This window comes from Georgenia sp. G2120, from assembly GCF_055326485.1.
In genome coordinates, this window is sequence record NZ_JBUZNL010000011.1 from 28,709 (window position 1) to 55,489 (window position 26,781).

Annotated in this window: 29 protein-coding genes; 9 read left to right on the plus strand and 20 right to left on the minus strand. The window is 72.5% G+C overall.

The window, feature by feature from the left end:
• Nucleotides 1-234 precede the first annotated feature (234 nt).
• The gene (locus tag ACZLMO_RS12320) at nucleotides 235-1,242 is read left to right on the plus strand and encodes a glycine betaine ABC transporter substrate-binding protein (protein WP_463653911.1); all 1,008 of its coding nucleotides are present in this window, start codon (nucleotides 235-237) and stop codon (nucleotides 1,240-1,242) included.
• A gap of 34 nt (nucleotides 1,243-1,276) precedes the next feature.
• Here ACZLMO_RS12320 and ACZLMO_RS12325 read toward each other — a convergent pair whose 3' ends face one another.
• The 5 genes from ACZLMO_RS12325 to ACZLMO_RS12345 form a co-directional block, all read right to left on the minus strand.
• Nucleotides 1,277-2,113, minus strand: coding sequence for a hypothetical protein (locus tag ACZLMO_RS12325; protein WP_463653912.1), 837 nt, complete (start codon nucleotides 2,111-2,113; stop codon nucleotides 1,277-1,279).
• 152 nt (nucleotides 2,114-2,265) lie between these two features.
• Nucleotides 2,266-3,036, minus strand: a complete 771-nt coding sequence (locus ACZLMO_RS12330) for a hypothetical protein (RefSeq protein WP_463653913.1) — start codon at nucleotides 3,034-3,036, stop codon at nucleotides 2,266-2,268.
• Nucleotides 3,033-3,923 (minus strand): hypothetical protein, encoded by an 891-nt coding sequence (locus tag ACZLMO_RS12335; protein ID WP_463653914.1) that lies wholly within the window; start codon nucleotides 3,921-3,923, stop codon nucleotides 3,033-3,035. Before ACZLMO_RS12335 ends, ACZLMO_RS12330 begins: the two co-directional genes overlap by 4 nt.
• A complete protein-coding gene (locus ACZLMO_RS12340) occupies nucleotides 3,923-4,804 on the minus strand; it encodes a hypothetical protein (protein ID WP_463653915.1) in 882 nt (293 codons plus the stop codon). The genes ACZLMO_RS12335 and ACZLMO_RS12340 overlap by 1 nt, the downstream gene beginning before the upstream one ends.
• On the minus strand, nucleotides 4,801-5,742 hold the full coding sequence (locus tag ACZLMO_RS12345) for a hypothetical protein (RefSeq protein ID WP_463653916.1): 942 nt from the start codon (nucleotides 5,740-5,742) through the stop codon (nucleotides 4,801-4,803). Before ACZLMO_RS12345 ends, ACZLMO_RS12340 begins: the two co-directional genes overlap by 4 nt.
• 241 nt (nucleotides 5,743-5,983) lie before the next feature.
• Here ACZLMO_RS12345 and nrdF point away from each other — a divergent pair, with 241 nt between their 5' ends.
• Together nrdF and ACZLMO_RS12355 are read left to right on the plus strand one after the other, a co-directional pair.
• A complete protein-coding gene (gene nrdF, locus ACZLMO_RS12350) occupies nucleotides 5,984-6,958 on the plus strand; it encodes a class 1b ribonucleoside-diphosphate reductase subunit beta (RefSeq protein ID WP_425715688.1) in 975 nt (324 codons plus the stop codon).
• A gap of 134 nt (nucleotides 6,959-7,092) precedes the next feature.
• Nucleotides 7,093-7,998: a macrolide 2'-phosphotransferase gene (locus tag ACZLMO_RS12355; protein WP_463653917.1), complete on the plus strand. Its 906-nt coding sequence runs from the start codon at nucleotides 7,093-7,095 to the stop codon at nucleotides 7,996-7,998.
• 3 nt (nucleotides 7,999-8,001) lie between these two features.
• Here the strand turns inward: ACZLMO_RS12355 and ACZLMO_RS12360 are convergent, their stop codons facing one another.
• From ACZLMO_RS12360 to ACZLMO_RS12370, 3 genes are all read right to left on the minus strand, one after another.
• Nucleotides 8,002-8,610, minus strand: coding sequence for a hypothetical protein (locus ACZLMO_RS12360; RefSeq protein ID WP_463653918.1), 609 nt, complete (start codon nucleotides 8,608-8,610; stop codon nucleotides 8,002-8,004).
• Nucleotides 8,607-8,864 (minus strand): helix-turn-helix transcriptional regulator, encoded by a 258-nt coding sequence (locus tag ACZLMO_RS12365; protein WP_425715691.1) that lies wholly within the window; start codon nucleotides 8,862-8,864, stop codon nucleotides 8,607-8,609. Before ACZLMO_RS12365 ends, ACZLMO_RS12360 begins: the two co-directional genes overlap by 4 nt.
• A 96-nt stretch (nucleotides 8,865-8,960) precedes the next feature.
• Nucleotides 8,961-10,286, minus strand: coding sequence for an NYN domain-containing protein (locus ACZLMO_RS12370; protein ID WP_425715692.1), 1,326 nt, complete (start codon nucleotides 10,284-10,286; stop codon nucleotides 8,961-8,963).
• Between the two features lie 173 nt (nucleotides 10,287-10,459).
• Between ACZLMO_RS12370 and ACZLMO_RS12375 the strand changes: the two genes are divergently transcribed.
• From ACZLMO_RS12375 to ACZLMO_RS12390, 4 genes are read left to right on the plus strand one after another with little or no spacing between them, the layout of a single operon-like run.
• A complete protein-coding gene (locus ACZLMO_RS12375) occupies nucleotides 10,460-11,308 on the plus strand; it encodes an ABC transporter ATP-binding protein (protein WP_463653919.1) in 849 nt (282 codons plus the stop codon).
• A complete protein-coding gene (locus ACZLMO_RS12380) occupies nucleotides 11,305-11,958 on the plus strand; it encodes an ABC-2 transporter permease (protein ID WP_463653920.1) in 654 nt (217 codons plus the stop codon). Before ACZLMO_RS12375 ends, ACZLMO_RS12380 begins: the two co-directional genes overlap by 4 nt.
• Nucleotides 11,959-11,972: 14 nt before the next feature.
• Complete coding sequence (locus ACZLMO_RS12385; RefSeq protein ID WP_463653921.1) at nucleotides 11,973-12,338, plus strand: GntR family transcriptional regulator; 366 nt, start codon at nucleotides 11,973-11,975, stop codon at nucleotides 12,336-12,338.
• Nucleotides 12,338-13,582, plus strand: a complete 1,245-nt coding sequence (locus tag ACZLMO_RS12390) for an acyltransferase family protein (RefSeq protein ID WP_463653922.1) — start codon at nucleotides 12,338-12,340, stop codon at nucleotides 13,580-13,582. Before ACZLMO_RS12385 ends, ACZLMO_RS12390 begins: the two co-directional genes overlap by 1 nt.
• A 158-nt stretch (nucleotides 13,583-13,740) precedes the next feature.
• Here ACZLMO_RS12390 and erm read toward each other — a convergent pair whose 3' ends face one another.
• From erm to ACZLMO_RS12420, 6 genes are all read right to left on the minus strand, one after another.
• Nucleotides 13,741-14,598, minus strand: a complete 858-nt coding sequence (erm, locus tag ACZLMO_RS12395) for a 23S ribosomal RNA methyltransferase Erm (protein ID WP_463653923.1) — start codon at nucleotides 14,596-14,598, stop codon at nucleotides 13,741-13,743.
• A gap of 438 nt (nucleotides 14,599-15,036) precedes the next feature.
• The gene (gene ehuA, locus ACZLMO_RS12400; protein WP_425715718.1) at nucleotides 15,037-15,822 is read right to left on the minus strand and encodes an ectoine/hydroxyectoine ABC transporter ATP-binding protein EhuA; all 786 of its coding nucleotides are present in this window, start codon (nucleotides 15,820-15,822) and stop codon (nucleotides 15,037-15,039) included.
• 22 nt (nucleotides 15,823-15,844) lie between these two features.
• Nucleotides 15,845-16,441, minus strand: coding sequence for an ectoine/hydroxyectoine ABC transporter permease subunit EhuD (gene ehuD, locus ACZLMO_RS12405; protein ID WP_463653978.1), 597 nt, complete (start codon nucleotides 16,439-16,441; stop codon nucleotides 15,845-15,847).
• 53 nt (nucleotides 16,442-16,494) lie between these two features.
• Nucleotides 16,495-17,220, minus strand: a complete 726-nt coding sequence (locus ACZLMO_RS12410; protein ID WP_425715699.1) for an amino acid ABC transporter permease — start codon at nucleotides 17,218-17,220, stop codon at nucleotides 16,495-16,497.
• Between the two features lie 4 nt (nucleotides 17,221-17,224).
• Entirely contained in the window at nucleotides 17,225-18,157 is a 933-nt protein-coding gene (locus ACZLMO_RS12415) for a transporter substrate-binding domain-containing protein (protein ID WP_425715700.1), read from the minus strand.
• Between the two features lie 391 nt (nucleotides 18,158-18,548).
• Nucleotides 18,549-19,463, minus strand: coding sequence for a hypothetical protein (locus ACZLMO_RS12420; RefSeq protein WP_425715701.1), 915 nt, complete (start codon nucleotides 19,461-19,463; stop codon nucleotides 18,549-18,551).
• Between the two features lie 185 nt (nucleotides 19,464-19,648).
• On the opposite strand from ACZLMO_RS12420, the gene ACZLMO_RS12425 reads away from it, so the two are divergent.
• Nucleotides 19,649-20,185 (plus strand): low molecular weight protein-tyrosine-phosphatase, encoded by a 537-nt coding sequence (locus ACZLMO_RS12425; protein WP_425715702.1) that lies wholly within the window; start codon nucleotides 19,649-19,651, stop codon nucleotides 20,183-20,185.
• A 172-nt stretch (nucleotides 20,186-20,357) separates the two neighbouring features.
• Here ACZLMO_RS12425 and ACZLMO_RS12430 read toward each other — a convergent pair whose 3' ends face one another.
• From ACZLMO_RS12430 to ACZLMO_RS12450, 5 genes are all read right to left on the minus strand, one after another.
• On the minus strand, nucleotides 20,358-21,731 hold the full coding sequence (locus tag ACZLMO_RS12430; protein WP_463653924.1) for an ABC transporter substrate-binding protein: 1,374 nt from the start codon (nucleotides 21,729-21,731) through the stop codon (nucleotides 20,358-20,360).
• Nucleotides 21,732-21,895: 164 nt separating this feature from the next.
• Nucleotides 21,896-22,828 carry a carbohydrate ABC transporter permease gene (locus ACZLMO_RS12435; RefSeq protein WP_463653925.1) on the minus strand — a complete coding sequence of 311 codons (933 nt, stop codon included), beginning with the start codon at nucleotides 22,826-22,828 and terminating at the stop codon, nucleotides 21,896-21,898.
• Entirely contained in the window at nucleotides 22,825-23,646 is an 822-nt protein-coding gene (locus ACZLMO_RS12440) for a carbohydrate ABC transporter permease (RefSeq protein WP_463653979.1), read from the minus strand. The genes ACZLMO_RS12435 and ACZLMO_RS12440 overlap by 4 nt, the downstream gene beginning before the upstream one ends.
• Before the next feature lie 176 nt (nucleotides 23,647-23,822).
• A complete protein-coding gene (locus tag ACZLMO_RS12445; protein WP_425715706.1) occupies nucleotides 23,823-24,278 on the minus strand; it encodes a SprT-like domain-containing protein in 456 nt (151 codons plus the stop codon).
• A 4-nt stretch (nucleotides 24,279-24,282) separates the two neighbouring features.
• A complete protein-coding gene (locus ACZLMO_RS12450; protein ID WP_463653926.1) occupies nucleotides 24,283-24,699 on the minus strand; it encodes a hypothetical protein in 417 nt (138 codons plus the stop codon).
• Between the two features lie 183 nt (nucleotides 24,700-24,882).
• Here ACZLMO_RS12450 and ACZLMO_RS12455 point away from each other — a divergent pair, with 183 nt between their 5' ends.
• A complete protein-coding gene (locus ACZLMO_RS12455; protein WP_463653927.1) occupies nucleotides 24,883-26,379 on the plus strand; it encodes an NAD(P)-binding domain-containing protein in 1,497 nt (498 codons plus the stop codon).
• An 80-nt stretch (nucleotides 26,380-26,459) separates the two neighbouring features.
• Here ACZLMO_RS12455 and ACZLMO_RS12460 read toward each other — a convergent pair whose 3' ends face one another.
• Nucleotides 26,460-26,738: a GNAT family N-acetyltransferase gene (locus ACZLMO_RS12460; RefSeq protein WP_425715709.1), complete on the minus strand. Its 279-nt coding sequence runs from the start codon at nucleotides 26,736-26,738 to the stop codon at nucleotides 26,460-26,462.
• Nucleotides 26,739-26,781 lie beyond the last annotated feature (43 nt).

Sequence of the window (26,781 nt, forward strand, 5' to 3'; positions counted from 1 at the left end):
CTCCCCAAAAAACCAACCACAAACCCCACCCCCCCCCCCCCCCTGGAGCTCCCCCCGCGGCCGTCCGGGGGCGCGGCGACGCGGGTAGCCGGACGGGGAGTCGACCGGGAACGACGAGGATCCGGTGGACGGCGGCGGCACGGGGCGCCGGACCCGAGGTCGCCGAGGATCGATCCCCACCGACGGAGCGCGCAGCTGGGCCGCTCCTGGCAGATGAGCAGTTGAAGGAACCATATGCGCACCATCACCCATCGCACCGCGTCCGTCTCGGTGGCCGTGACACTCGCCCTCACCCTGGCCGCCTGCGGCGGCTCCGACGACGACGCGGGCAGCAGCGACGAGCCCGTTGTCATCGGCATCCCGGCCGGCTGGGAGGAGGCGCTCGCGACGGGTCACCTGTGGCAGCGGATCCTCGAGGACCGGGGGTACGAGGTCGAGCTCGAGACCGTCGACATGGCGGTGCTGTGGACGGGTCTGGCCGAGGGCGAGTACGACCTCAACTACGACGTATGGCTCCCCGACGCCAACGCGCCGCACATCGAGGAGTACGGCGACCGGGTCGAGGAGATCGGCATGTGGTACGAGGAGGCGCCGATGACCATCGCGGTCAACGAGGACGCCCCCATCACGTCCCTCGACGAGCTCGCTGACCACGCCGACGAGTTCGGCAACCGGATCGTCGGCATCGAGGAGGGGGCCGTGCTCACCGGGCTCACGGAGGACGAGGTGATCCCCACCTACGGGCTGGAGGACATGGAGCTCGTGACCTCGTCGACCACCGCGATGCTCTCCGAGCTCGACGCCGCCGTGTCGTCCGGTGAGAACATCGTCGTGACATTGTGGCGCCCGCACTGGGCGTACGACGCCTTCCCCATCCGGGACCTCGAGGATCCGCAGGGAGCGCTCGGCACCCCGGACGACATCTACGTGTACGGCACCGCGGGCTTCTCGGAGGACCACCCCGAGATCGCCGAGTGGCTCAGCGGCTTCTACATGACCAGCGACCAGCTGCACTCCCTCGAGAACATCATGTTCAACGAGCTGGGCGGCGAGTCGAACGACGAGGCCGTGGACCAGTGGCTCGAGGAGAACCCCGACTACGTCGACGCGATGCTCGCGGGGGAGTACGCGGGAGGGCCCGGCGCAGAGTCGAGTTCGGAGTCCGGTTCCGGATCCGGGTCCGGGTCCGGGTCCGGGACGGAATCATCCGACGACGACGAGAGCTCCGAGACCGAGAGCTGACGCCCGGGGCGGGGGACGGTCGGCGTCGGTGCGCTCAGCGCGTGGCGTGCGGACCGGCCCCCGGCCCCAGGCCGTCCGGGGCGCGAGCCCCCGGTCGCGGCACCGTCGGCTCCGCGTACCCGGGTGGCCGCGGCGTCCGGAACCTCAACCACGACACCACGCTCACGAGCGGCACGAGGACCGCGACGAGGACCGCCACCAGGACGAACGCCTCGCCGTCCTCGAACGCGACGAGCCCGACGAGCGGCCCGGCCGGGGCCATCAGCCAGGCGGCCCCGATCCGGGACACCTTCGCGACCCGTGAGCGGGGCGCCAGTAGCCGCGGGTCCCCCTTCCGTGGCTGTGCCTCGCCGGCCCAGACCTGCGCGGTCGCCCCGCGCAGGGCGAGCAGTCCGGCACCGGCGCCGACCGCCGCGAGCCCGCTCTCCGGGTGCCGGGAGAGGTCGATAGCCGGCAGGACCACCAGCGGCGGGATCGTGAGCAGAGCGGCCTGGACGAGGTCGACGAGCAGCACGGCGCCGGTGCCCATCGATCGCGCGTCGCCGCGTCCCTCGTACCAGGGTCGGCCGTTGCGCCACCGCCGGTAGACCGGCAGGACGACGAGAGCGACGACGAGTCCGACGGCCGCGGCCGCAATCGCCGCGGCCGGCGCGCCGTCGGTCCCGTCGAAGAGGTCGACACGCAGACGGCCGGTGTCGTCGAGCAGCGCGGGGGCGAGGGTGGCGGCGACGAGCACGGCCACGACCGCCATCGTGGTGGTCGCCACGAGGTCCCAGCCCGCCGACGGCCACGATCGGCGTCCCGGCCACAGCTCGTCGGCCGGCCCGCGGTCGGGGGCCGGCCAGGGCCGTCCGTCCGGCGGCCGGCTCATCGGTCCTCCCTCGGCGGCCGGCTCATCGGTCCTCCCTCGGCGCCCTGCTCATCGGTCCTCCCTCGGCGCCCTGCTCATCGGTCCTCCCTCGGCGCCCTGCTCATCGGCACCCCCGTGGCGCGCAGCTCATCCGCGCCCCCTCGGCGCGTCCCTCACCCGCGCACCTGCTGCTTCCGGCGCGCTCGTTCCTGGCGCTCGGCGATGATCCGCTCGCGTCGTCGGCCCTCTTGCCTGTCCCAGCGGTCGTTGAGCCGGAGGAACACGCCGGCGGCCGACCCGAGCACGAAGATGATCGCGAGCATCATGCCGAGCACGGGGCGAGGCTCGGGCACGAGCGCACCCGCAGCCGCCCCGGCGGCCGCGAGCACGAGGCCGAGCAGCATGCGCAGGAGCCGGGACGGGACGGCGCGCCGGACGAACCCGACCACCGGCTCGTAGCGCGCGGACTGGTTCGGTACCTGACGCAGGCCGGTGTGGAGGAGCGGCCAGCGCACGGCCCACATCGCGGTGAGGACGCCGAGCACGACCGCGCACGTCGCCCCGGTCAGGGCGAGGTCCCGGTCGCCCCGCTCTGCGGCGAGCACGGTGAGCACCACGGGCGGCGCGTAGAGCAGGACTCCCTGGACCTGGTCGAGGACCAGCGCGGTGGGCAGGCTCATCGACCGGCGGTCGCTGCGCGGCGTGTACCAGGACCGGGCGTCCATGCGGAACCGCTGGACGATGCGGACCACCGCGTAGGCGACGGCGCCGGTGCAGGCGGCGATCGTGGCGTTCGCGCCGGGTGCGTCCGGATCGGCGTACGTGGCCATGAGGTGGAGGACGCCGACGGCGGCGGCCGTCATGAGGAGCGCGCCGAGCGTTGTCGCCGCGATGTCCGAGATGCTCGACCTGCCGCCGTCGAGCGGCGGCTGCTCCCAGGTCATCGCGCCCGCTCCTCCGGTCGGGTGCCGCCGGGGGCCGTCGAGAAGGCCTTGCGCTCGACCTTGTCCCACCAGGCGTGGATGCCGAAGAAGATCCAGCCCGCGATCGCCATGACCATGAGGATCCCGACCATCATCCCGGCCTCGGGCGTGGGCTCGGGGACGACGACGGCCACCGCGCCTGCCGCCGAGCCGAGCACCACCCCGAGCAGGAACCGTGTCCAGCGCGTGGCCCGGCCGCGCCGGGCGAAGCCGTCGACGACCTCGTGGATCCACTCGTGGCGGAGGTTGCGCCGGAACCCGTCGCCGCGCAGCGGGTCGCGGGAGCCCCACACCGCCAGCGTGAGGCCGACGAACATGGTCGAGGCGAAACCGGCGAGCGAGAGCAGGCGCTCGCCGGCCGCCGCTGCGCCGATCGCGAGGCCCACGGGTGCCGCGTAGCCGAGCAGGGCCTGCGCGAGGTCGAGGCCGAGCGCGGTGAGCGGGCCCATCGAGCGGGCGTCGCTGCGCGCGACGTACCAGGCACGCTCGTGCACCCGGAAGCGCTGGAGGAGGAGCACCACGCCCCCGACGACGACACCCGCGCCTGCCGCCAGCGTCGCGATCAGCCCGGGGGCCATGTCGTCAGGCCCGTTGGCGTCGATGAGGACGGCCGCCGGCGCGGCGACCGCGGTGAGGACGATCGAGGCGATCGTCGTCGTCGTGAGGTCGGAGCGTGTGGACCTGCCCGGGTCGATCGGACGTCCGGAGCGTGCGCGTGGGTCGTCGCGGAGCTGATCGACCGACAGGCCGCCCGGTCCCCCGGGCGGGAGCTCCCAGAACCGGCCGTTCCACACGCTGCCGTCAGCACGGCGTGCGCCAGGTGGCGGCGCGGCGTGCTGCTGCGCCATCAGAGGCCGCCCGGGAGGATGTGCCCGAGGAGGTAGCCCACCCACGAGACCACGAGGGCGCCGACCAGCAGGATGAGGCCGAGGACGACCTGCTCGCCGCCGTACCCCGGCACGAGGAGGATCGGCGCCAGGCTGAGCAGCCCCAGCAGGAGCGCGACCAGCGCGCGGGAGACGCGCGTCCGGCGGGTCGCGCGACGGTCGTCGGGGCCGTGGTCGAGCAGGCGCCAGGGGATGCGCAACGCGGCGACGTAGCCGAAGGTGGCCGACGCGAGCGCACCCGCGAGTGCGAGAGGTGCGTCGTCGAGGCCGTTGCCGGCGCCGGCGACGACCGCCGCGGGGACGATCGCGAGGAGGCCACGCAGGAGGTCGAGCCACGGGTTCTTCGGCTCGGTCACGTTCCGTGCGCCGCCCGACCAGCGTCGGTAGGGCAGGGCGGCGAGCAAGATCCCGTAGCCGAGCAGCGCGACGACGAGGACGCCGGCGACCGTGATCACCTCGTCGAACGTGGTTCCGCGGAAGTCGGGGATCTCGCCGAGGATCGGGAGGGCGACGGCCGCGGCGGCGGTCGCGAGCAGCGCGCCCGTCCCGATGGCGATGGTGCGGCGGCGGGCGAGCCGGCGGACCGTCGTCCGGGCGAGGGGCGGTGCCTCGGCGGCATGCCGGCCCTGGACGGTGTGGGCGCCGGGCGACGGGTGCGCCCCGTAGGGGTCGTGCATGCCCGGACGGTCGTGCGCCCCGTGAGGCGAGCTACCGGGTGGTGGGCCCGCCGAGGGGCCGCCCGGCCCGCCGGGCGGGAGCTCCCAGAAGCGGCCGTTCCACACGCTCCCGTCGGGGGCGCGCGTGCCGGGCGCCGGGACGGGGTGATCGCCGTGCAGGGTCATGCGCCCATTGTCGGGTCTGCGGTTCCGTGTGGGCGCCGGGTCCGGGACCGGAGCCAGACCACGAACGTGATGATCGGGAGCATGACGGCAGTGACTGTGGCGCCGGCGTGGATGAAGTCGGTGTCATCGAACGCGAGCAGCCCGACGAGCGGGGCACCCGCCGCAGCAACCACGGCCAGTGCGACCCGGAGGAACGTCGCGCCCCGGCCGCGTCCCACGAGCGGACGGCTGTCGCCGGTACGTGGAGACGGTTCTGCCGCCCAGCCGAGCGAGCCGAGGGCACGGGAGATGTGCAGGAAGGCGGCGGTGCTCACCATCGCGAGGCCGACCTCCCGGTCCGCCCGCACATCGGTCGTCAGCAGGATCAGCGCCGGCGGAAGAACGAGGAGCACCGACTCGACGAGGTCGACGCCGAGGCACGCCCCCGGACTCATCGAGCGGGCATCGCCGCGGCCCTCGTACCAGTCTCGGCGGTCGCGCCAACGGCCGTGGAGCCGCAGGACCACGAGCGAGAGGACCAGGGCGATCGTGGTCGCGGTGAGTGCGGCGCCCGAATCGCCCTCGGGCATGCGGCGCCCGCCCTCGAGGCGGAAGTCGCCCTGTTCGTCGATCAGGAGCGAGGCGAGCGTGGCAGCGAGGAGGGTGGCGATCAGCGAGGTGGCGGTGACGGCCGCGACGTCGGCCGCCGCGGAGAGCCACGGGCGTCGTCCCGCATGCCGGTCGTCCCACGGGCCCCGGACAGGTGGCGAACCGGGAAACGGGTGGGCGTTCGCCCCGTCGGGCGTACCGGAGAGCAGGCCGGGGGCCTGGCCGCAGTGGGGCCCGATGTGCCGGTCAGGATGCTGCGGACCGGGGTGAGGCCCGACGAGTCGGCCAGGATGCTGCCCGGGGTGCGGGCCGCGGTGAGGTCCCGGATGCGGGCTGTGCGAGTTGGTCACCCCGGCATTCTCACCGGCGAGCTCCTGGTCGTCACGGTCCTCACGTGGTCCGTCCTCCCCACGACCGTCCGACCGCCGGTCAGGGCGGGGCGTGGTGACCGGCGCGTCGACGTCGTACCTCACCTTGTCGGTCGGCGACGCCGTCGGTGCTTCGTGGGACGATGGGCGCACCGTCCCCGCGCCCCGCGCGGAGTCACCCGACCGCGCGCACGGCCCGCGCGGCTGCACGACAAGGAGCACCGTGTCCGAGAAGCTCAAGCTCGTCTCGTCGGTCCAGGCGATCAACTGGAACCGCATCATCGACGACAAGGACCAGGAGGTCTGGGACCGCCTGACCTCGAACTTCTGGCTGCCGGAGAAGGTGCCGCTGTCCAACGACATCCAGTCGTGGGCGACCCTGACCGACGACGAGAAGCTGATGACGACCCGCGTCTTCACGGGCCTCACGCTGCTCGACACGGTCCAGGGCACCGTCGGCGCCGTCAGCCTCATCCCGGACGCCGTCACCCCGCACGAGGAGGCCGTCTACACGAACATCGCGTTCATGGAGTCGGTGCACGCGAAGTCGTACTCCTCGATCTTCTCCACCCTCATCTCCACCGCCGAGATCGACGAGGCGTTCCGCTGGTCGGAGGAGAACGAGAACCTCCAGCGCAAGGCCGCCATCGTCATGGAGTACTACCGCGGCGACGACCCGGAGAAGCGCAAGGTCGCCTCGACGATGCTCGAGTCGTTCCTCTTCTACTCCGGCTTCTACGCGCCGATGTACTGGTCGAGCCGCGCAAAGCTGACGAACACCGCGGACCTCATCCGCCTCATCATCCGCGACGAGGCCGTCCACGGGTACTACATCGGCTACAAGTACCAGAAGGCCCTCGAGAAGGCCTCGCCGGAGCGTCGCCAGGAGCTCAAGGACTACACCTTCGAGCTGCTCTTCGAGCTGTACGAGAACGAGGAGCAGTACACGGCGGACCTCTACGACCCGCTCGGCCTGACCGAGGACGTCAAGGCGTTCCTCAAGTACAACGCCAACAAGGCGCTCAACAACCTCGGCTACGAGGGCCTGTTCACGTCCGACCAGACCGCCGTCAACCCGGCGATCCTGTCCTCGCTCAGCCCCAACGCGGACGAGAACCATGACTTCTTCTCCGGCTCCGGCTCGTCCTACGTCATGGGCAAGGCGGAGAACACCGAGGACGAGGACTGGGACTTCTGACGTCACCGGCCGCCGGCTGACCGGCGGTCACCACCCGACGACGACGGCGCCGCATCTCGCGCAGGGGCGGCGCCTTCGGCGTCCACGACCGAGCGTGTCCACGACCGAGGAGGACCGATGAGCGAGGGGGACCGATGACCGGGACGCCACCCGCGGACACCGTGGCCGGGCTCGTCGAGCTGGCCCGGCGGCACGGGCTCGACATCGATGCGGACTCGCTGCGGCTCGAGGAGATCGGGCTCGACTACCGGGTGGCCTTCGCGACCGCGAACGACGGCGAGCGGTGGGTCCTTCGGGTCCCGCGGCGGCCCGACGTCGCGGAGCGGATCGCCGACGAGGCCGCCGTCCTCGACGCCGTCGGTCCTCGCCTCACCGTGGCCGTCCCCGACTGGCGGGTCCGGTCGGCCGAGCTCGTCGCCTACCCGCAGCTGCCCGGTGAGCCGGGTCTGACGATCGACGCCGCGGGCGAGCCGGTGTGGCGGGTCGACCCGACCTCGACGGCGTACGCGCGAGCCTTCGGCGCGCTCGTCGCGGAGCTGCACGGCATCGACGTGGAGGTGGCGCGGGCCGCCGGGATGCCGGTCGAGTCGCCCGAGCAGGTCCGACGCCGGTGGTCCGGCCAGGTGGACCGGGTCGCCGAGGGGTTCACGGTGGCGCCCGAGCTGCTCGAGCGGTGGCGCTCCTGGCTCGCGGACGACTCCTTCTGGCCGACCTGGTCGGTGCTCACGCACGGCGAGCTCTATCCCGCTCACGTCCTCGTCGACGCCGACGAGCGGCCGACGGCCGTGCTCGACTGGACGACGGCGAAGGTCGGCGACCCCGGCGCGGACCTCGCCCTGCACCACATGACGGCCGGCACGGCGGCCTTCGCGGTGACGCTCGAGGCCTACGAGGCGAGCGGCGGCCGGACGTGGCCGCGCCTGGCCGACCACTGCGCCGAGATCGTGGCGGCGAACCCCGTGGGGTACGGGATCTACGCGCTCGAGACGGGTGACCCGACGCACCGGGCCGCGGCCCAGGAGCTGCTCGACCCGGCCTGACGGCTACGCGTCGTCGCGGTCCCGGCGGCGGCCGGGAAGATAGGACGTCACGACGGCGACGAGCAGTCCTGCGAACCCCCCGATCACGGCGCCGCGCGCGACGCTCGGGGCGATACCGGTCGCGTCCGGGCCGGCGACCTCGACCGACGGCAGTGCGACGAGGGCGTCGCCGGTGAACAGCGTCCAGGCGAGCGCGGCGAGCACGAGCAGGAGCCCGACGCCGGCGACCGCCCAGACGCGGGTCTTCTGCCGGGCCGGGAGTCGGCCGGCGAGCTCCGCCAGGTCGACCCCGCGGCGCCGCGCCCACAGCATCATCGTCCACGAGGGGATGGCCGTGAGTGCGACGGCGACCACCGGCACGACGAGCGAGCCGAGGACCGCCGCGACGAGCGCGATGCCCAGGCCCGCGTAGATCCCCGCCGACATGCCGACGGCGGCGGCCTCGTTGGCCACCGCGTGCTCGCGCTCGTCGCCGATGACGGACGGTGCGGAGACGGATCGGCGCGGGTGGGCCGCGGGCGTGGTGGGCTCGGGGTGATCGGTGCGGGGCGACGCGTCGTCGGTGGTGGCGAAGGAGGACTCGGGGCCGGCGGTGCGGTCGTCGGTGCTCATGAGGGGTCTCCTGTGTGGCTCGGGGTGGCGTCGGGGTGCGCGCCGAACAGGTCCTCGACCGTGGCGTCGAGGACGCGCGCGAGGCGGAGGGCGAGGAAGACCGAGGGGGCGTAGTCGCCCTGCTCGATCGCGATGACGGTGTGGCGGCTGACGTCGACCAGCGCGCCGAGCTCCGCCTGCGTGAGGCGGTGCTGCTTGCGGCGCTCGCGGACGGGGCTCTCGGTGCCCGCGTCGGTGCGCGTCGGTGGCGTCATGCGTCGATGTTAAGGATCCTCGACATAGAATGTCAAGGATTCTCGACACTCGTGTCGAGGATGTTCGACATCCTGGTCGGGTGACAGGCGAGGAGGTCAGCCCTCGGGGACGGTGACGAGGTAGTCGCCGGCCTCGTCGTCCCACTCGAGCTCGACGTGCCCGCCCGCCTCGGCGCCCCGCACGAACTGGAGGAAGCTGCGGTAGCCGAGCGCCTTCTCGCTGAACTCCGGTCGCTCCTTGCGCAGGCGGTTCTTCAGCCCGGACAGGGCGAACGCGCCGTCGTCGTTGCCGTCCCCCTTGGCGACGATCTCGACGAGCACGTCGAACGTGTCCTCGAGGTCGCTCCCGCGGTCGGGCAGCGAGACCTCGGGGTCGCCGGTGGCGGGGCCGGGGGAGAGGTCGACGACGCCCCGGCCGGCCAGGTGCCGCAGCACCTCGCCGAACGAGCGGAACCCGAGGTCCGACTCGCTGAACGTCGGGTCCTTCCGCAGCAGCGCGCGCTTGAGCACCGACGCTGTGACGGAGTCCGCCGTCGAGGCCAGACCGGCGAGCGTCTGCGCCACGCGGACCTCGATCGGCTCGGACTCCGCAGCCTCGTCGGGGGAGCCGTCCGCGTCCTCGGCCGGGACGACGGCGGAGGGGGAGGCGGGGGTGTCGTCGTCGGGCGTGCCGACCCGTGCCGAGCCGGAGGAGTCGGCCTGTCCCGTGCCGCCCTGGCCGGTTCCGGCACCGCCGCCGGACGTCGAGCTGGTCCCGCCGGCGCCGCCCGCGCTCCCCGCGCCGGCGCCACCCGCGCTCTTCGCGGTCGAGCCGGACCCGCCGGCAACCGACGACCCCGCGCCGGTCCCGCTGCCCGACGGCAGCACCACCTGTGCCCCGTGCCGCGCCTGGGCGGCGGGACCCCGGGCGTGCGCGCCTCGTCGTCGGGGGGCCTCGTCCCCGGGCTCCACGCCCTCGAGGCGGTCGTAGAAGAGGAACTCGTCGCAGGCCGGCGGCAGGAGCCGGGAGGTCGAGAGCTCGACCCCGACGCCGATCACGCGCTTGTCGAGCTCGCGCAGCTTGTGGACGAGCGGGGAGAAGTCGCTGTCCCCCGTGCACAGGACGAAGGTCGAGACGTAGTCGCGCTCGAAGGCCATCTCGATCGCGTCGACGACCATCTTGATGTCGGCCGCGTTCTTCCGCGAGGCGCCCATGCGCTGCGGGATCTCGATGAGCTCGAACTGGTGGCGCGTGAGCATCCGACGGTCCTCGTCGAAGTACGACCAGTCGGCGTACGCGCGGCGGGTGAGGCTGCGGCCGCGGACGGCGAGCGCATCGGCGATCGGCCCGAAGTCGAACGTCATCCCGCCCAGGTGGTCGCGCGCGCCGAGCGCGAGGTTCTCGTAGTCGAGGAACACGGCCATCCGTGCGTCGTCGTCCATGTGGCCAGCCTATGGCGCCGCTCGGGCGGGAAACTCCGCCGACGACGCGGGCGCCCATGGCGCCACGGCCGCTGACGAGACCTGCGACACTCCCGCACCCGCCGAAAGGCATTGACCCCGCCCCGCCCACTGTGTCTACTGTCTATGCACAGTAGCAACACAGGAGGTGGACCATGCTCGTCGTCGACGGACTGACGAAGCGCTACCCGGGATTCCGGCTGGAGGACGTGTCCTTCGAGATCGAGCCCGGCTACATCACCGGCTTCATCGGCGTGAACGGGGCCGGCAAGACCACGACGCTCAAGTCGATCCTCAACATCGTGCGTCCCGACGCCGGCACCGTGACCTTCGAGGGCCGGGACATCTACGCCGACGAGGCCGGGGCCAAGCAGCTCATCGGGGCCGCCCTCGGTCCGCTCGACGTCTACCCGAAGCACCGGGTGCGCACCGTCGTCGACGTCTACCGGCGGTTCTACGACCACTGGGACGGGCGGCTCTTCGCGCGCTACCTCGAGCGGTTCGGCACCGACGACGCCAAGAAGATCAGCGAGCTGTCGACCGGAATGCGCGTCAAGCTCGGCGTGGCCATGGCGCTCTCGCACGGCGCCCGGCTCATCCTGCTCGACGAGCCGACGAGCGGGCTCGACCCCGTGGCGCGCGACCAGCTGCTCGGGGTGCTCCAGGAGGTCGTCGAGGACGGCGACCGCGCCGTCCTGTTCTCCACGCACATCACGAGCGACCTGGACAAGATCGCCGACCTCATCGTCTTCATCCGCGACGGGCACGTCATCGCGGACGACACCAAGGACGACCCCATCGACGGCCACCGGCTCGTCGGCGGCTCCCGCGAGGAGCTGACCGACGACCTGCGCGGCCGGCTCATCGGCCACCGCGACCACGCGTTCGGATTCTCCGGCCTCGTCCGCACCGCCGACCTGGCCGAGGTCTCGCCGCACGTGCAGGCCGAACGACCGAACCTGGAGGACCTCATGGTCTTCTACGACCTGGAGGGAGCACGATGAGCATCGCCACGCTCGTGCACAAGGAGGCACGCCTCGTCGTGCCGCCCGCCTACCTGGGGTTCGCCGCTCTCACGCTGTTCAACCTCATCCCGCACTACCCGATGATCATCGGCGTCAGCTACTTCATGCTCGCCCTGTTCATCGCCTTCTCCGAGGCGAACGCCAACAGGGACCATGTCTTCAGCATCTCGCTGCCGATCGCGCGCGCCCGGCTCGTGACCGGCAAGCACCTCATCGTCGGCGCGGTCGAGCTCGTCCAGCTCGCCGCCCTGGCGGTGGTCGCCGTCGTCGTCGCGCAGATGCAGCCGGGAGGCAACGCCGTCGGTCTCGACGGCAACCCCGCCTTCTTCGGCTTCGTCCTGCTGGCCTACGGCGTGTTCAACATCGTGTTCCTGCCCGGGTACTTCACCACCGGGCACCGCATCGGCCGCCACGGGGTCCTCGCCGGGATCGCCTTCGCGGTCGTCTACGGCGCAGCCGAGCTGGCCGTCGCCCTCCTGCCCGGCGCGAGCGGCGTCCTCGACACGCTCGACGCCGCGGATGTCGGTCCGCAGCTGCTCGTGCTCGCGCTCGGGGCGCTCGCGTTCGCCAGCCTCACCGCAGCCTCCCATCGGCTCTCGGTGCGCGCCTTCGAGCGCGTCAACCTGTGAGCCCGGCGGGTTCGGTGGACCTCGTCCTCTCACCGCGCGGCAGCGAACCGATCTACGAGCAGATCAGGTCGCAGATCGCCGCGCAGATCCTCGACGGGTCGCTCGCCGCCGGCGAGATGCTGCCGTCGATCCGGTCGGTCGCCAAGGAGCTCGGGATCAGCGTCATCACCATCAAGAAGGCGTGGGAGCTCCTCGAGGCCGACGACCTCATCTACACCCGCCAGGGCAAGGGGGCCTACGTCTCCGAGCACGCCGCCGACGGGCTGAGCGCCAAGCGTCACGCGTTCGCCGTCGAGCGGTTCCGCACCAACGTCGACTACTACCGCTCGCTCGGGCTCACGCGCGAGGAGCTGATCCGCATCGTGGAGGAGGAGTACTGATGTCCACGACGAAGAACCCACCGACCACCCGCGCCGCCCCCGCGACGAGGCGGCTCGTCCACATCGACCACCTCCGCGTGTTCGGCACCCTGCTCGTGGTCGCCCACCACGTGGCACTCGCCTACGGCAACCTCGGGATCTGGCCGAACTGGCAGGAGCCGGACTCCGAGCTCGCGGCGCTCCCGCTCGACCTGCTCGTGCTCGTCAACCAGACGTTCTTCATGGGCCTGTTCTTCATGCTGTCCGGCTTCTTCGCGCCGGGATCGGTCGACCGCAAGGGGCCCGGGCGCTGGGCGCTCGACCGCGTCAAGCGCCTCGGCCTGCCGTTCGTGGCGTTCATGGTGCTGCTGCGCCCGCTGTACTCGCTGCCGACCTACCTCGACCAGCCTCCGGGTGAGCGCGAGCCCTACTGGCTCTTCTACCTCACCGACTGGGAGGTGGGGCCGATGTGGTTCGTCCTCGCGCTGCTCGTCCTCTCGCTCGGCTACGCGCTGGTCCGGGAGCGTCGGCCGCGTACGGAGCCCGGCCCGACGACGCCGCGCACGGCGCCATCGGTCGGCGCCTCGGCGGCCCGCCGTGCCCCGGCGCCCGACGGTAGGTCGACGGCGGGGCTCACCACGCGGGGGACCGCCGTCTCCCTGCGCGCACGGCACGTCGTCGCGTTCGCGATCGGGCTCGGCGTCGTCTCCTACGTGTGGCGGATCTGGTTCCCGACCGGCTCGTTCATCCCGGTCATCGGGATCCCGAGCCCCGGGTACGTGCCGCAGTACGTGGCGCTGTTCGTCGTCGGGATCCTCGCCTTCCGCCGGGGCTGGTTCAGCGAGCTGCCGCGCCGCGCGGGCCTGCTCGGCGCGGGCCTCGTCGTCGCGTCGTTCGTGCCGATGGTCCTCGGTGGTTACCGGACGCTCGACACGGCCGACCCGGTGCCGGCGGGCCCCGACCCCGCGCACCTCGGGTTCGCCCTGTTCGACGCGCTGTTCGCGGTCGGGGTCATCCTCGTCCTGCTGCGCGTGTTCGAGCGGTACGCGTCCCGGTCGACGCCGGCGGGCCGGTTCCTCACCCGGAACGCCTTCGGCGTGTACGTGGTCCACGCGCCCGTCATCGTCGGCGTCGTCGCGCTGCTTGCTCCGCTGGGCCTCACGCCGGTGGTCGCGTTCGCCCTCGCGCTGGCGATCTCCGCGAGCGTCAGCTGGGCGGTCGTCGCGCTCCTGCGGCGCAGCCGGCTCGTGCGGGAGGTCATCTGACCCGGACCGGGAAGCGTGACCGACGGCGGGGGCCGGACGAGTGGATGCTCGACCGGCCCCCGCCCTCGTTCCTGGTCGGCGCATCCCCGGCGGGTCGCACGTGCGAGCACCGGTGGGCGCGCGGGTGCCCGGACGCCCGACGCGAGGAGCGCCGGACCTCACCCGCGCAGGTCGTGCCAGAGTGAGGCCCACTGCTCGGGCCCGACGTCGCGGGGCAGCGCCCGCCCGTCGACGCCGGCCCGGGCGAGCGCCCGCTCCGCCGCCCGGCGGTCGACGCGGGCCGCGCGCTCGACCACTCGGGCGATCCGCCCGCCGCGGCCGGTGAACACCGCGCGGACGAACGCCTCGTAGCCGCGCCGCTGGGAGACCGGAACGAGTGGGCGCGGTCGGCGCACGATGCTCAGCACACCGCCGTCGACGCCGGGCACGGGCCGGAAGTGCCGGGCCGGCACCCGGAACTCGATCCGGACCTCGAACCACGGCGCGCCCTGGGCGGTCATCATGGTGCCGCCTCCGACGCCGGCCCGCTTCCGCGCCACCTCCCACTGGGTGAGCAGGACGGCGTGCTGCCACCGGCCGGCGGTGAGCAGCCGACGCAGCAGCGGGCTCGTGAGGTGGAAGGGGATGTTGCCGGCGACGACGGGGGCGTCGAGCGGGACACGCATCGCGTCGTCGTGCTCGATGCGCACGGTGGCCGTGCCGGTGCCGGTGCCGGTGCCGGTGGTGGTTCGGGGGTCGGCTGTCGTCGCGGTACCGCCGCGACGGAGCATCCGGCGCAGGCGCTCGACCCGGTGCTCGTCGATCTCGACGGCGGTCAGCGGACGGCCCAGGCGGGCGAGCTCGCGGGTGAGCGCACCGTCGCCGGCGCCGAGCTCGAGGATCGCGCCGTCCGTCTCGCGCACGAGGTCGGCGAACCGCCGCACGGTGGGCGGGTGGTGGAGGAAGTTCTGGCCGAGCTCGTGCCGTCCTCCGGCGGCCGAGCGAGGGGCGGTGTGCGGGGTCGTGCGTCGAGGCATGGGTGGGCTCCACGAGAAGGAGGTGGAGCACCCCGGGGCAGGGTGGCGGTGTGCGTGGGCGCTGCGCGTCCGAGGTGCGAAGGGCTCTCGGAGCGACGACGCGTCGACGCCCGGCGCCGGTGGCGCGGGGCGGACGGACCTGCGGGTGGGACCGGACGCGCCGTCAGGCGCGGCGGTCGCGGTAGTCGCGGGCGGCCGTCGTCGCGGGCCCGCTGCACAAGATGCCTGCCATACCGCGATGCTAGACAGCCGCGGGTCGGCGGCGTCCAGGGAATTCTCGGGGCGACGGGCAGGTGGGGACGGCACGGCCGACGGCCGGCACGCCAGGCACGACGGCCGGCACGGCAGACGGGAGGGCCGACGACGACGGGGGGTTCGTCGTCGTCGGCCCTGTGGTCCGCAGATCGGGTGCGCGGGGCTATGAGGGACGGGCCCTGGTCAGAGGATCGCCTCGAGGAACGACCGGGTCCGCTCGTGGCTCGGGTTGGTGAAGATGACGTCGGGCGGCCCGTCCTCGACGATCTGGCCGCCGTCGAACATCATCACGCGGTGGGAGACGTCCTGGGCGAACTGCATCTCGTGCGTGACGATGAGCATCGTGATGTCCGTGTTGTTCGCGACCTCGCGCAGGACCCACAGGACGTCCTTGACGATCTCGGGGTCGAGGGCGGAGGTCACCTCGTCGAGGAGCAGGATCTCGGGGTCCATCGCGAGGGCGCGGGCGATGGCGACGCGCTGCTGCTGACCGCCCGAGAGCCGCGTGGGGTGCTCGTCCGCCTTGTCCGAGAGGCCGACCTGCTCGAGCAGCTCGAGACCGCGGCTGCGCGCCTCCTCCTTCGAGCGGCCGAGCACGTGGATCGGCGCCTCGGTGATGTTCTCCAGCACCGACATGTTGGGGAAGAGGTGGAAGTGCTGGAAGACCATCCCGATCCGGGTGGTCATCCTCGCGACGTCCTTCGCCCTGCGCTCGACCCGTCGGCCGCCGCGCAGCTCGTGGGTGAGCGGCTGGCCGTCGACGTAGATGTAGCCGCCGGTGAGGTGCTCGAGCGTCATCACGAGCCGCAGGATGGTCGTCTTGCCGGAGCCCGAGGGGCCGATGAGCGTGACCCGCTCGCCGCGGTCGACGCTGAAGTTGAGGTTCTCGAGGACGGTGTTGTCGCCGAACTTCTTGACGACGTTCTCGAACCGCAGCTTCGGCTCGCCCGTGGCGGGGCTCGGCGTGATGCCGGCACCGGGCGCGGAGTGGTCAGTAGGTGGCAAGGCGATTCTCCATCTTGCGTAGCAGGACCGAGGTGCCGTAGCTCGCGACCAGGAAGATGAACCCGGCGAGCACGAGCGCCTCGGTGTAGGTGAACGTCCTCGAGCCGTACCGCTCCGCCTCGCGCACCATCTCGGTGACGAAGATGACGGTGAGGAACGGGGTGTCCTTGAACATCGAGATCACCCAGGTGCCCAGGGCGGGCAGGGTCGTACGGATCGCCTGCGGGATGATGACCTTGACCCAGGTGCGGGTGCGGGACATCGACAGGGCGGTCGCGGCCTCCCACTGTCCCTTGGGGATCGCGTCGATCCCGGACCGGTAGACCTCCGCCATGTAGGTGGCGTAGTGGATCCCGAGGACGACGATGCCGATCGTCAGGCCGTCGATGCTGTTGAACGTGTAGTAGGCGAACAGCAGCTGGATGACGACCGGGGTCATGCGGATGAACTCCATGACCGCGTGCACCGGCATCCAGAGCCACTTCGGCATCACCCGGCGGGTGATGGCCACGATCAGGCCGAGCACCGCCGCGATCGCCGACCCCAGGACGGTCGCGACGAGCGTGACCTGCAGGAAGGTCATGAGGAGGTCGGGGAAGACCTCCGCCGCGCGGTCCCAGCTCCAGATGTCGTCGTTCACAGTGGGGTCACCTCGCTCGGCTTGCCCGCGGTCACCTTGAACATCTGGTTGAGCGGGGCGGCCTGGCCGAGCTTGTGCTTCGCGTGCCGCTCGAGGAGGGCCGCGAGCAGCACGATGACCAGCGAGATGAGGAAGTAGATGACCATGCCGACGCCGTACGAGAAGAAGGTGCTCCCCGTCTGCTGGCGCAGGATGTCCGTCTCCCACGTGAGGTCGTGCATGAGGATGATGTAGGCGACGGCCGTGCCCTTGAGCAGCATGACGGCGAGGTTGCTCAGCGACGGCAGCATGATCGCCCACGCCTGCGGCCAGATCACGCGCCGCATGTGGTGCAGCGGGCTGATGCTCAGCGCCGTGCCGACCTCCCACTGGCCCTTGGGCACGTTGTTGATCGACCCGCGGACGACCTCCGCCCCGTACGCGCCGTAGTTGAACGACAGGGCGAAGATCCCGCAGAAGAGCCCCGTCAGCGTGATCCCCACCTGCGGCAGCACGTAGAAGAGCACGTAGAGCTGCACGAGCAACGACGTCCCGCGGAAGAACTCGATGAGCAGGCGCGCCGGGATCCGCAGGTACCAGTGCTCGCTACGGACCACCAGGCCGAGCACGATCGCGATGACGAAGGCGCCGATGATCCCGCCGGCGGTGAGCTGGAGGGTGACGAGGACGCCCTCCCACAGCCGGGGGAGCGCCTCGACGAGCGTGTCGAGGTTGTCGCTCACGCGATCAGATGTCGCCGGCGCAGAGCTGCTCGGTCGACAGCTCGCCGGTGGGGCGCTCCTCGGCGGTGAAGCCGAACTCGCCGACGATCTCGAGGTAGCGCTCCTCGTCCTCGACGATCTCCGCGAGCACCTCGTTGTAGGCGTCGCGCAGCTCGGTGTCGGCGTTGCGGAACACGGTGCCGCCGGCGCCGACCTGCTCGACGCCGTCGATCTCGGCCACGAACGACTCGGTGACCTCGATGCCGGCGTCCGGGTTGTTGTCCGCCATCCAGTTGAGCGAGATGCCCGTGAGGGCGAAGACGTCGGCGCGGCCGTTGACGACGGCGTCCATGCCGTCCTGCGGCGTGCCGACCTCCATCGAGTCGATGCCGAGGTCGGCGGCGTAGGTGGACTCGATGGCGCCGGTCATCGACGCCATCTGCACGTCGGACTCCTGGACGGACTGCATGCTCGGCTCGAGCCCGTCCGGGTTGCCCTCGGGAACCATGAGCGCGGTCGTGTACATGAACTCCGGCTCGGAGAAGATCGCCTGCTCGCAGCGCTCCGGGAGGATCGACATACCGGCGGCGACGACGTCGAAACGCTCGGCGTCGAGCGCCTGGATGAGCTGGCCGAACTCGGCCTGGACGCCCTCGACCTCGTCGACACCGAGCTCCGCCCAGATCGCCTCGTGCAGGGCGACGGTGGCGCCCGTGAGCTCTCCGCCGTCCTCGAAGCTGTAGGGGGCCTCGCCGGCGAAACCGACGGTGACGCTGCCGGCCTCCTGGAGGTCCTCGAGCGTGAGGGCCTCGCCGCTGCCGCCGCCGCTGTCTCCGCCACCGCCGCCGCGGTCGGCCGACTCCTCCTCGCTGGCGCAGGCGGCAAGGGTCAGCGCGAGGGCGGCGAGGGTCGCGGTGGGGACGATGGTGCGGGCGCGACGCTGTGCGTTGGTGGTCAAGGGGTTCCTTCCGGTGGGCGCCCGGCGCCATGGTGGACAGACGCGCGAACGTTGCGTGACAGCGCCCGAACGTGCGTACGGGCCCTTGAGTGGCCCCACCGTATGGGGGGTCGTCCCGGTCATCAACCGGCCGGATTCGGGCGTCCAGGGGTCGTTTTGGGGTGGTCGCGGATCGGGACCTTTTCCCATGCTGGTGCGGATCGCGCGGGGTCGGCGAGTGGCGTGGGCCACGACGGGGAGGCCGCTTTTGAGGTCGGGCATTGTTACCCGCTTGTGATTGTTCGACGCGATCGTGACCGAGAACTGTGACGGTTCGGGCAGAGGGGGTGCGTCGTCGTGCTCGTCGAGGAGGTCGGGACGCTGCTGCCCGCGCGCGGAGGACGACCACCCGTCAGGGGGCGGTGACGTCCTGGGGCTCGTCCAGCTCGCTGATGACGGACGTGGTCGTCGCTGTGCCCGCCGAGGTCGTCACGTTGTTGACGGACCGGAGTGCGACGTAGTCCTGGGTGAGGAAGTACTCCACGGCGATCTCCTCGCCGTTCGCGCCCTCGCCCGTGCCCGTGACGACGGCGACCTCGGTGCCGTCGATCGTGGCCGAGCCCGTCACCGCCACGTCGATGGGTTGGGTGCCCCCGGCCGCGACCGAGGGGTCGTGCAACTGCTGGAGCGACCGGGCCGCACCCTCGGCGCTGCTCAGCCGGGGGATCTCGGCTGCCTCTGCCGGCTCGAGCCAGTCGCCCTCGTCCGTCGCGGCCCACCAGTCGTCCCCGACGACGAGGACGTGGGCGACCCCGAGGTCCGCCTCGACCGCGAGCTGCTCGCCGGTGGAGACGCGCAGCTCGGTGCGGGCGTCGGCTCCGGCGTCGGTGGTCTGGACGTAGCCGGCCGTCTCCGCGAGGGACTCGACCTGGCAGGCGGCGAGCTCGGTGGTCGTCAGCTCCGTGCGCCCCTCGGCGAACGGGTCGGTGCACAGGCCCGACGCCGAGTCCCGGGGCTCGGAGGTCTCCTCCGACAGCCAGGCCGGGTGCTCATCGACCTGGTCGGCGACGGGCGCGAGCTCGTCGACCGGGGTTGCCTCGGAGGTGTCGCCGCTTCCGCCCGATCCGTTGCCGGAGTCGCTGGAGCCGTCGGAGCCGTCGGAGTCGTCGCCCGAGCCGCATGCCGCCAGGGTGGCCGCGAGCGCGAGCACGGTCGCCGCGAGCGTGCGACGTGCGCGTCCCGGTGCGTGGCGACGCGCGGCCGGCCGCGGCTGAGTGCCGGCCCCGGTGGCGACGGGGCGGCGGACGGATCGGTTCGGCTGGCGCACGTCGACAGGGTGGCACGCCGGGCCGCCGCGGTGGTGCCGCGTGCAGGGCCCGTCCCGCGCCGACCCGGCCACCGCCGGGGCTCCGTCCCGCACCGACCTGGTACCCGCGCCCTGTCGGTCTCGGGACGGCCGCACATGGGTCCTCAGGCCTCCCCGGGTGGTCGGCCGCCTGCCACACTGGAGGCATGCGACTCCCCGTCTCGCGACCGGTCAGGGTCCTTGTCGTGTGCACCGGCAACATCTGCCGATCCCCGATGGGTGAGCGGATGCTGGCGGACGAGCTCGAGCGCGCGGGCGTCGATGCCGACGTGACGTCGGGCGGGACGTCCGACTACGAGGTCGGTAACCCGATCGACCCCCGTGCGGCGAGCACGCTGCACCGACGCGGCGTCCCGGTCGAGGCACACACGGCGCGGCAGGTCACGGCCGAGGATCTGGGCGCGGTCGACCTGGTGCTGGCGATGACCGAGGAGCACGCCGTGTGGCTGCGTCGGCTGGCGGAGCGGTCGGGCGTGGACCCCGGCGTCATCATGCTGTGGCGCGCGGCGGAGGGACCGGACGCCCCCGGTGCGGGGAGTGCGCGCGACGTCGGGTCGCTCGACGTCCCGGACCCGTGGTGGGGCGACGACTCCGACTTCGAGTCGACCTACGAGCTGCTCGCGCCCGGTGCGCGCATGCTCGCGGCAGCGCTCGCCGCCGGGCGGACCGAGCTGCACCCCTGACACTGCGCGGCCCGTTCGTCGAGACTGCGGTTGGGGCACCAACCGCACTCTCGACAGGTCGGGGTGCTCCCAACCGCAATCTCGACGAGCACCAACCGCAATCTCGATGGCGACGAACCGCAATCTCGACGAGCACCAACCGCAATCTCGGCGAAAGTGAGAGCGGGCGGGGCTACTCGATGCCCATCTCCGCGTTGCCCTCCTCCTGCGCCTGGGCGAGCGCCTCCTCGACCGGGATCGCGCCGAGGAACATGTCCTGGAAGATCGGGGTGATGACGTTGGAGCCGGCGTTGATCTCGGCGCCGATCGGCGAGGGTGCGGTCGGCTCCTGGGCGGCGTCGACGAAGACGGACACGTCCACGCCCTGCTCGGCCCAGTAGTCGATGTATCCCTGCTGGGCGTCCACGGCTCCGGGGAACGCGGCACCGGTCTCGCCGAGCGGGGCCTGCCCCTCGGCGGACCCGAGCCAGCGCAGGACCTCGGTCGTCGCGTCGAGGTGCTCGGACTCCGCGTTGCCGACGGCCGCGACGCCGTGCACCACACCGATGCGCCCCTCCGGCCCGCCGACCATCGGCGCGATGCCCCACTCGAAGTCGGCGTTCTCGGCGATGTGGGGCAGGGAGTACGGGCCGGACTGGAACAGGCCGAGGTCGCCCTGGACGAACAGGTCGCGCGAGAAGTCGCCGTTGACGTTGGTGTCAGCGGCCGACGGCGCCACCTCGTGCGTGTTGACGAGGTCGACGAGGTACTGGAACGCCTCGATGCCCTCGGGGGAGTCGAACGCGAAGCCGTCGGTCTCCGGGTCCTGGAACAGCGCGCCGTTCTGGGCGAGGAAGTCGACGTAGATCGCCTGGAGGTCGGCCTGGCTGTTGAAGCCGTAGGTCTCCCGCGCCCCGCCGTCGAAGCCGTCCTCGCCGGGGTGGCGGCCCTCGGAGTCGGTGGTCAGGGCGGTCGCGGCCTCGAGGAGCGTGTCGCCCTCGCCGGCGCCGGGTCGCCACTGGAGGTCCTCGACGTCGATCCCCGCCTCCTCGACCAGCTCCGCGTTGTAGAACAGGGCGATCGAGTCCCACAGCTGGGGCACGCCGTAGTTGACGCCGTCTCGCGTGTAGAGGTCGACCACGGACTGCTCCCACTCGTCGTGGTCCTCGCCGAGGGCCTCGTCGATGTCGATCAGCGTGCCGTTGTCCGCGTACGTGCCGAAGTTCGAGGTGTTCGTCCAGAAGATGTCCGCCATGTCCCCGGACTGGACGTCGAGGGGGAGCTGGGTCCAGTAGTCGGCCCAGGGGATGACCTCGACCTCGACGGTGATGTCGGGGTTCTGCTCCGTGAACGCGTCGAAGGAGGTCTCGTACGCCTCGGCCGCCACCTCGTCCCAGAGCCGGACGGTGACGGTGGTGCCGCCCTCGCCGCTCCCGGACTCGCCGGAGGAGTCGTCGGACCCCGGCGAGCACGCGGCCAGGGTCAGGGCCGTCGCCGCCAGCAGGGCGGTGGTGGTCAGCGGTCGACGGGCACGGCGCATGGGGTCCTCCAGGGAGCCTCCGGTCACGGGAAGTTGAATATTACATGAGTTGACCGTCACATCCCGCGGATGTTCGCGGGTCGGGACGTGGGACGAGGGTGACGTCGGCCGGGTCTGCGGTCACCACGCGGGACCGGCGACGATCGGGGTCGGCCACCACTGATGGTCGACGACGACGATCGGGTGGGCCGTCAGCGCACCGCGCCCACGCCGATCGCCCGCGTGATGTGCCGCTGGAAGATGAGGAACAGCACGATGAGCGGCGTCATCGCCACGACGGCGGCGGCCATGACGAGGACGATCCGGTCGTCGTACTGGGTCTGCATCGCCGACGTCGCCGTGGTGAGCACGTGCCACTCCGGCCGCGGCGCGATGATCGACGGCCACAGGAAGCTGTTCCACTGCGTGACCACGGTGATGAGCAGCAGCGTGACGACGATCGGCCGGTTCATCGGCAGCACGACCGACCACAGCCGGCGCAGGACGCCCGCGCCGTCGAGGGTGGCGGCGTCGAGGAGCTCGCGCGGCATCGACCGGAAGTTCTGGCGCAGCAGGAACACGGCGTAGGGGGAGCCGAGGACGAACGGGACCACGAGACCGGCGAACGTGTTCTTCAGGTCGGCGAGCGTCATCATCGTGTACAGCGGGATGATCGTGACGACCGCCGGGACCATGAGCGTGGCGAGGTAGCACCAGAACAGCAGCTCGCGCCCCCGGAACTCGAGCGTGGCGAACGCGTAGGCGGCGAGGATCGAGCTGACGAGCTGGCCCACCACGAGCACGACCACCATCTGCAGCGTCACCGCGAGCGGGACGATGAAGTCGCCCTCCTCGCCGAACAGGGCGCGGAAGTTCTCCAGCGTGAAGGGGTCGGGCAGGGCGAGCGGTCCGTCGGCCACGTACTGCCGGTTCGTCTTCAGCGCCGTCATGAGCGGGAGCAGGAGCGGGGCGAGCGTGACGACAGCCCCGGCGAGCAGGAGCAGGTAGGTCAGTGCGTGCGCGGCGCCGCGCCCGAGCGAGAACGGGCGACGGCGGCGCGCGGGGCGGGGGGTGTCGTCGTCGGGGGAGGTCTCTGGTGGAGGACCGGCCGCAGAGAGCTGGGTGTCCGGCTGGTTGGTGCTCATGACATGTCGTAGGTGGTGCGCGACGCGAACCACCGTTGCTGGACGAGGGTGACGACCACGAGGAGGGCGAACAGGACGACAGCCATCGCCGACGCGCTGCCGAGGTCGAGGGCGACGAACGCCTCGTGGTAGATCCGGGCGGCGATGACGTCGGTGCTGCCGGAGGGGTACCCGGGGCTGCCGCCCGTGAGGCCGTACACGAGGTCGTAGACCTGGAAGCTCGAGATGATCGTGGTGACGAGGACGAAGAACATCGTGGGCCGCAGCAGCGGGATCGTCATCGACGTGAGCAGCCGGAACGGTCCGGCGCCGTCGAGCCGGGCGGCCTCGTAGATGCTCGGCGGGATCTGCTGGAGACCGGCGAGGAAGAACAGCGAGACGTAGCCGATCGAGGACCAGGCGGAGACGACGGCGACCGCCGGCAGCGCGAGGGCGGGGTCGCTCATCCACTCGACGCGCTGGCCGAGGACCGCGTTGACCGCGCCGTTGCTGGGCGCGAGCATCCACTGCCACACCACGCCCAGGGCGAGCGGGGAGCACACCCACGGGAGCACGTAGATCACGCGTAGCATGCCCGAGCCCGGCAGGTGGCGGTTGAGCAGGACGGCGAGCCCGAGGCCGGCGCCGACGGTCAGCGGGATCGCGATGAGCACGTACAGGGCCGTGACGAGCAGGGAGTTGCGGAACTGGGAGGAGCTCGCCAGATCGACGTAGTTGTCCACCCCGGCCCAGGTGGGCGGGGAGAGCAGGTCGTAGTCGGTGAGGCTCATGGCGAGCACGAGCAGGACCGGAACCGCGAGGAACGCGATCAGCCCGATGAGCGACGGCGCGAGGAGGGCGTAGGCGGCGGCGGTCTCCCGGCGGCGCCGTGCGCGGGCCGACGGCGGGAGGGCTGCGTGGCTCGTCCCGCCCGTCGACGGCGGGGGGCCGGAGGGGGGCGGCGTGGCGGCCGGAGGTGCGGAGGCCGGTACCGGGGCGGACCGGGCGGTCGGGGTCACGCCGCCCCCCGGACGTAGGTCCACTCGATGACCGCGGCGCTCGTGCGGGTGCGGGGGCAGCGGCGGCACAGGTAGGTCGCGCGCGGGCGCTGGAAGCGCTGGTGCTCGTGCCCGGCGGGGCAGCGGCCGACCCAGGGGGCGGGGACGGTGGGGCTGTCGGGCCGGGTGGTGCGGCGCGGGGTGCCGCCGATGCGGACGACGGCCGCGCGCCACCGGGGGCCGTGGCCTGCCTGGGCTCCCGCGAGGGCGTGCCCGATCTCGTGGAGGATCACCTCGCGCACCTCGTCCTCGGTGTAGAGGCCGACGAGGTGGCGGGACAGGGTGATCCGCTGGTCGCGGTAGTGGGTGGCGCCGGCGCGTCGGACGGCGCGGTCGAGCCCGACGGACCACCCCCGCAGGCCGTGCTCGGCCACGAGGGAACGTGCGAGGCGCAGCGCGCCCGGTGCGTCCATCGCCCTACGCCCGGCCGGTGTCCGGGTCCGCGTCGGCGTCGCCGGCCGGGTTGGTGTCCGGGGCGTGGCCGGTGGCCGGGCCGGGGTCGTCCGCCGGGCCGGCGGAGCGGTGGTCGTCGCCGGGCGGGGTCGTGCCGGCGGGGGGCTCGTCGTCGTCGGAGGATGCCCGGCGAGCCCGGGCCGCGCGCCACGCGCTGAGGGAGGCCACGAGGATGACGGCGAGCATGAGCCAGCGGACGGGGCCGCGCGTGGCGCTCGCGACGATGACGACGATGACCGCGAACGCGATGACCGAGACCGTCGGCATGCGGTGGAGCGGCGAGCGGCCGAAGCGGACGGGCTCGTAGGGGCGCGAGGCGTCGTTGCGGCGTCGGCCGTCCCGGTGCGCGTCGTCGCGCTCCGGCGAGTCGTCCATGGTCACCGGGCCACGGTACGTTCCCCGGCCGCCGGTGGTCCCGCGCCCGGCCGACGACGTGTGGATCCCCACGCATGAGGGCGCCCTGTGTGACGGCGTGCCGGCGGTGCAGCCGGGGTGGGGCCGGTGGCGAGGCGCGAGGCCTTCGTAGACCGGTGGAGGGTGGACCCGCCGGGTACCGTCGCGATCATGGACGGCCGGGCGACGCATCCCGACCGCGGTGCGCCCGAGGCGGTCCGGCCGTCCGACCCCGACGAGCGCGGCGCGACCGCCGTCGCGAGCGGAGAGGACGTCGACGTCGACGACGGCGCCGGTGCTCTGCGTGACGACGGTGTCCTACGCCAGGACCGCGACGACGAACCCCTCCGCGACGGAGGCGGCGAGCGGTGGGGCGAGTACGTCGGGTCGCGGGAGCCGCGGCCGGGTCCGACCGGCTGGGTCCCGGTCCTCTCACCGACCGGCGACCCCGACGGCGAACGGCTCACCGTCCGGCCGCGCCGCCTCCCCGGAGACCTGGGCGTCGACGGGGCGACCGACGAGAACGGCCACCCGATGGATCGCGGGCGGGAGGATGCGCGGGAGGTCGACGTCGTCGTGATCGGTGCCGGCCAGGCCGGCCTGTCCACTGCGAACCGGCTGCTGCGGCGCGGGTTCGTCGGGTACTCGGGCGACCCGGCCGAGCAGGTCGGCGCGCCGCGGCACCGGGGGGACGTGCGGGACTTCGTCGTGCTCGACGCCGAGGACGGGCCCGGCGGGGCGTGGCGGCACCGCTGGCCCACGCTGACGATGGCGACCGTCAACGGGATCCACGACCTGCCGGGCGCGGGTTTCCCGCAGCCGGACCCGCGCGAGCCCGCGGCCACCGCCCTCCCGCGGTACTTCGCCACGTACGAGGACATGTTCGACCTGCCGGTCCTGCGGCCCGTGGTCGTCACGAGCGTCGAGCGCGTCGACGACGACCCGCGCGGCCGCCTCCTCGTCCGCACCGACCACGGGAGCTGGGCTGCGCGGGCGGTCATCTCGGCGACCGGCACGTGGTCGCGACCGTTCTGGCCGAGCATCCCCGGGTCGGAGACGTTCCGCGGCCGGCAGCTCCACACGCACGACTACGAGGGCCCCGAGGATCTCGAGGGCGAGCGGGTGGCGATCGTCGGGGGCGGCATCTCCGGAGTGGGGCACGTCCTCGAGATCGCGCGCGTGGCGGAGACGTTCTGGTACACCCGCACGCCGCCGCGGTGGAAGACCGACATGTTCGACCAGGACGCCGGGCGCGGGGTCGAGGAGCGGGTGGCCGCACGGGTGGAGCAGGGGCTCAGGCCGCTGCCGGTGGTCGCCGAGACGGGGCTGTTCCTCGGGCCGGCCACGCAACGCGCGATCGACGCCGGGATCCTGGAGCGGCGGCCGATGTTCGGCTCGATGACGACGAGGGGCGTGGTCGAGGCCGACGGGACCGTGACGCCCGTCGACACGATCGTGTGGGCCACCGGCTTTCGCCACGAGCTGCGCCACCTGCGGCCGCTGCGGATCCGCACGCGCGACGGCGGGGTGCTCGTGCGCGGGACCGCGGTGGTCGACGAGCCGCGGCTGCACCTTGTGGGGTACGGGCCGGCGGCGTCGACGATCGGGGCGACGCGGGCCGGGCGCCGCGCGGTCGCGGCGATCGTCGAGCTGCTCCGGGAGGCGTGAACCCGCGGGGGTGTGCGCGTGCGGTGCAGCGTCGGCGTGCGGCGGCTTCGCCGGCCCCCACTCCCGCGGTCAGCGTCCCCTCACGCCCGGATGTCGGCGAACTCCGGGTGGCTGTCCATGTAGTCGACGACGAACGGGCACACCGGCCGCGCCGTCCCGCCCCGCTCGCGCACGTCCGTCAGCGCGAACTCGACCAGCCGGCCGGCGAGCCCCTGGCCCCGCTGCTTAGGGTCGGTGAAGGTGTGGTCGAAGACGTGCATGCCACCCTCGAGGACATAGGTGGCCTCGCCGGCCTCCTCGCCGTCGACCGTGATGACGTATCGGCTCTTCGCGGGCTCGTGGGAGATCTCGGTGCTCATACAGCGACGCTACGGCCCCCGGCGCCTCAGCGCTCGGGGGCCG

Coding starts and splice junctions, on each gene's coding strand:
- ACZLMO_RS12360 (WP_463653918.1), bottom strand. CDS start 8,610: ATGAGCACCGACGACCGCACCGCCGGCCCCGAGTCCTCCTTCGCCACC.
- ehuD (WP_463653978.1), bottom strand. CDS start 16,441: ATGACCTTCCTGCAGGTCACGCTCGTCGCGACCGTCCTGGGGTCGGCG.
- ACZLMO_RS12460 (WP_425715709.1), bottom strand. CDS start 26,738: ATGAGCACCGAGATCTCCCACGAGCCCGCGAAGAGCCGATACGTCATC.
- ACZLMO_RS12330 (WP_463653913.1), bottom strand. CDS start 3,036: ATGACCTGGGAGCAGCCGCCGCTCGACGGCGGCAGGTCGAGCATCTCG.
- ACZLMO_RS12380 (WP_463653920.1), top strand. CDS start 11,305: ATGAGCATCGCCACGCTCGTGCACAAGGAGGCACGCCTCGTCGTGCCG.
- ACZLMO_RS12335 (WP_463653914.1), bottom strand. CDS start 3,923: ATGGCGCAGCAGCACGCCGCGCCGCCACCTGGCGCACGCCGTGCTGAC.
- ACZLMO_RS12390 (WP_463653922.1), top strand. CDS start 12,338: ATGTCCACGACGAAGAACCCACCGACCACCCGCGCCGCCCCCGCGACG.
- ACZLMO_RS12435 (WP_463653925.1), bottom strand. CDS start 22,828: ATGAGCACCAACCAGCCGGACACCCAGCTCTCTGCGGCCGGTCCTCCA.
- ACZLMO_RS12445 (WP_425715706.1), bottom strand. CDS start 24,278: ATGGACGCACCGGGCGCGCTGCGCCTCGCACGTTCCCTCGTGGCCGAG.
- erm (WP_463653923.1), bottom strand. CDS start 14,598: ATGCCTCGACGCACGACCCCGCACACCGCCCCTCGCTCGGCCGCCGGA.
- ACZLMO_RS12325 (WP_463653912.1), bottom strand. CDS start 2,113: ATGAGCCGGCCGCCGGACGGACGGCCCTGGCCGGCCCCCGACCGCGGG.
- ACZLMO_RS12340 (WP_463653915.1), bottom strand. CDS start 4,804: ATGACCCTGCACGGCGATCACCCCGTCCCGGCGCCCGGCACGCGCGCC.
- ACZLMO_RS12375 (WP_463653919.1), top strand. CDS start 10,460: ATGCTCGTCGTCGACGGACTGACGAAGCGCTACCCGGGATTCCGGCTG.
- ACZLMO_RS12370 (WP_425715692.1), bottom strand. CDS start 10,286: ATGGACGACGACGCACGGATGGCCGTGTTCCTCGACTACGAGAACCTC.
- ACZLMO_RS12425 (WP_425715702.1), top strand. CDS start 19,649: ATGCGACTCCCCGTCTCGCGACCGGTCAGGGTCCTTGTCGTGTGCACC.
- ACZLMO_RS12320 (WP_463653911.1), top strand. CDS start 235: ATGCGCACCATCACCCATCGCACCGCGTCCGTCTCGGTGGCCGTGACA.
- ACZLMO_RS12355 (WP_463653917.1), top strand. CDS start 7,093: ATGACCGGGACGCCACCCGCGGACACCGTGGCCGGGCTCGTCGAGCTG.
- ACZLMO_RS12365 (WP_425715691.1), bottom strand. CDS start 8,864: ATGACGCCACCGACGCGCACCGACGCGGGCACCGAGAGCCCCGTCCGC.
- ACZLMO_RS12455 (WP_463653927.1), top strand. CDS start 24,883: ATGGACGGCCGGGCGACGCATCCCGACCGCGGTGCGCCCGAGGCGGTC.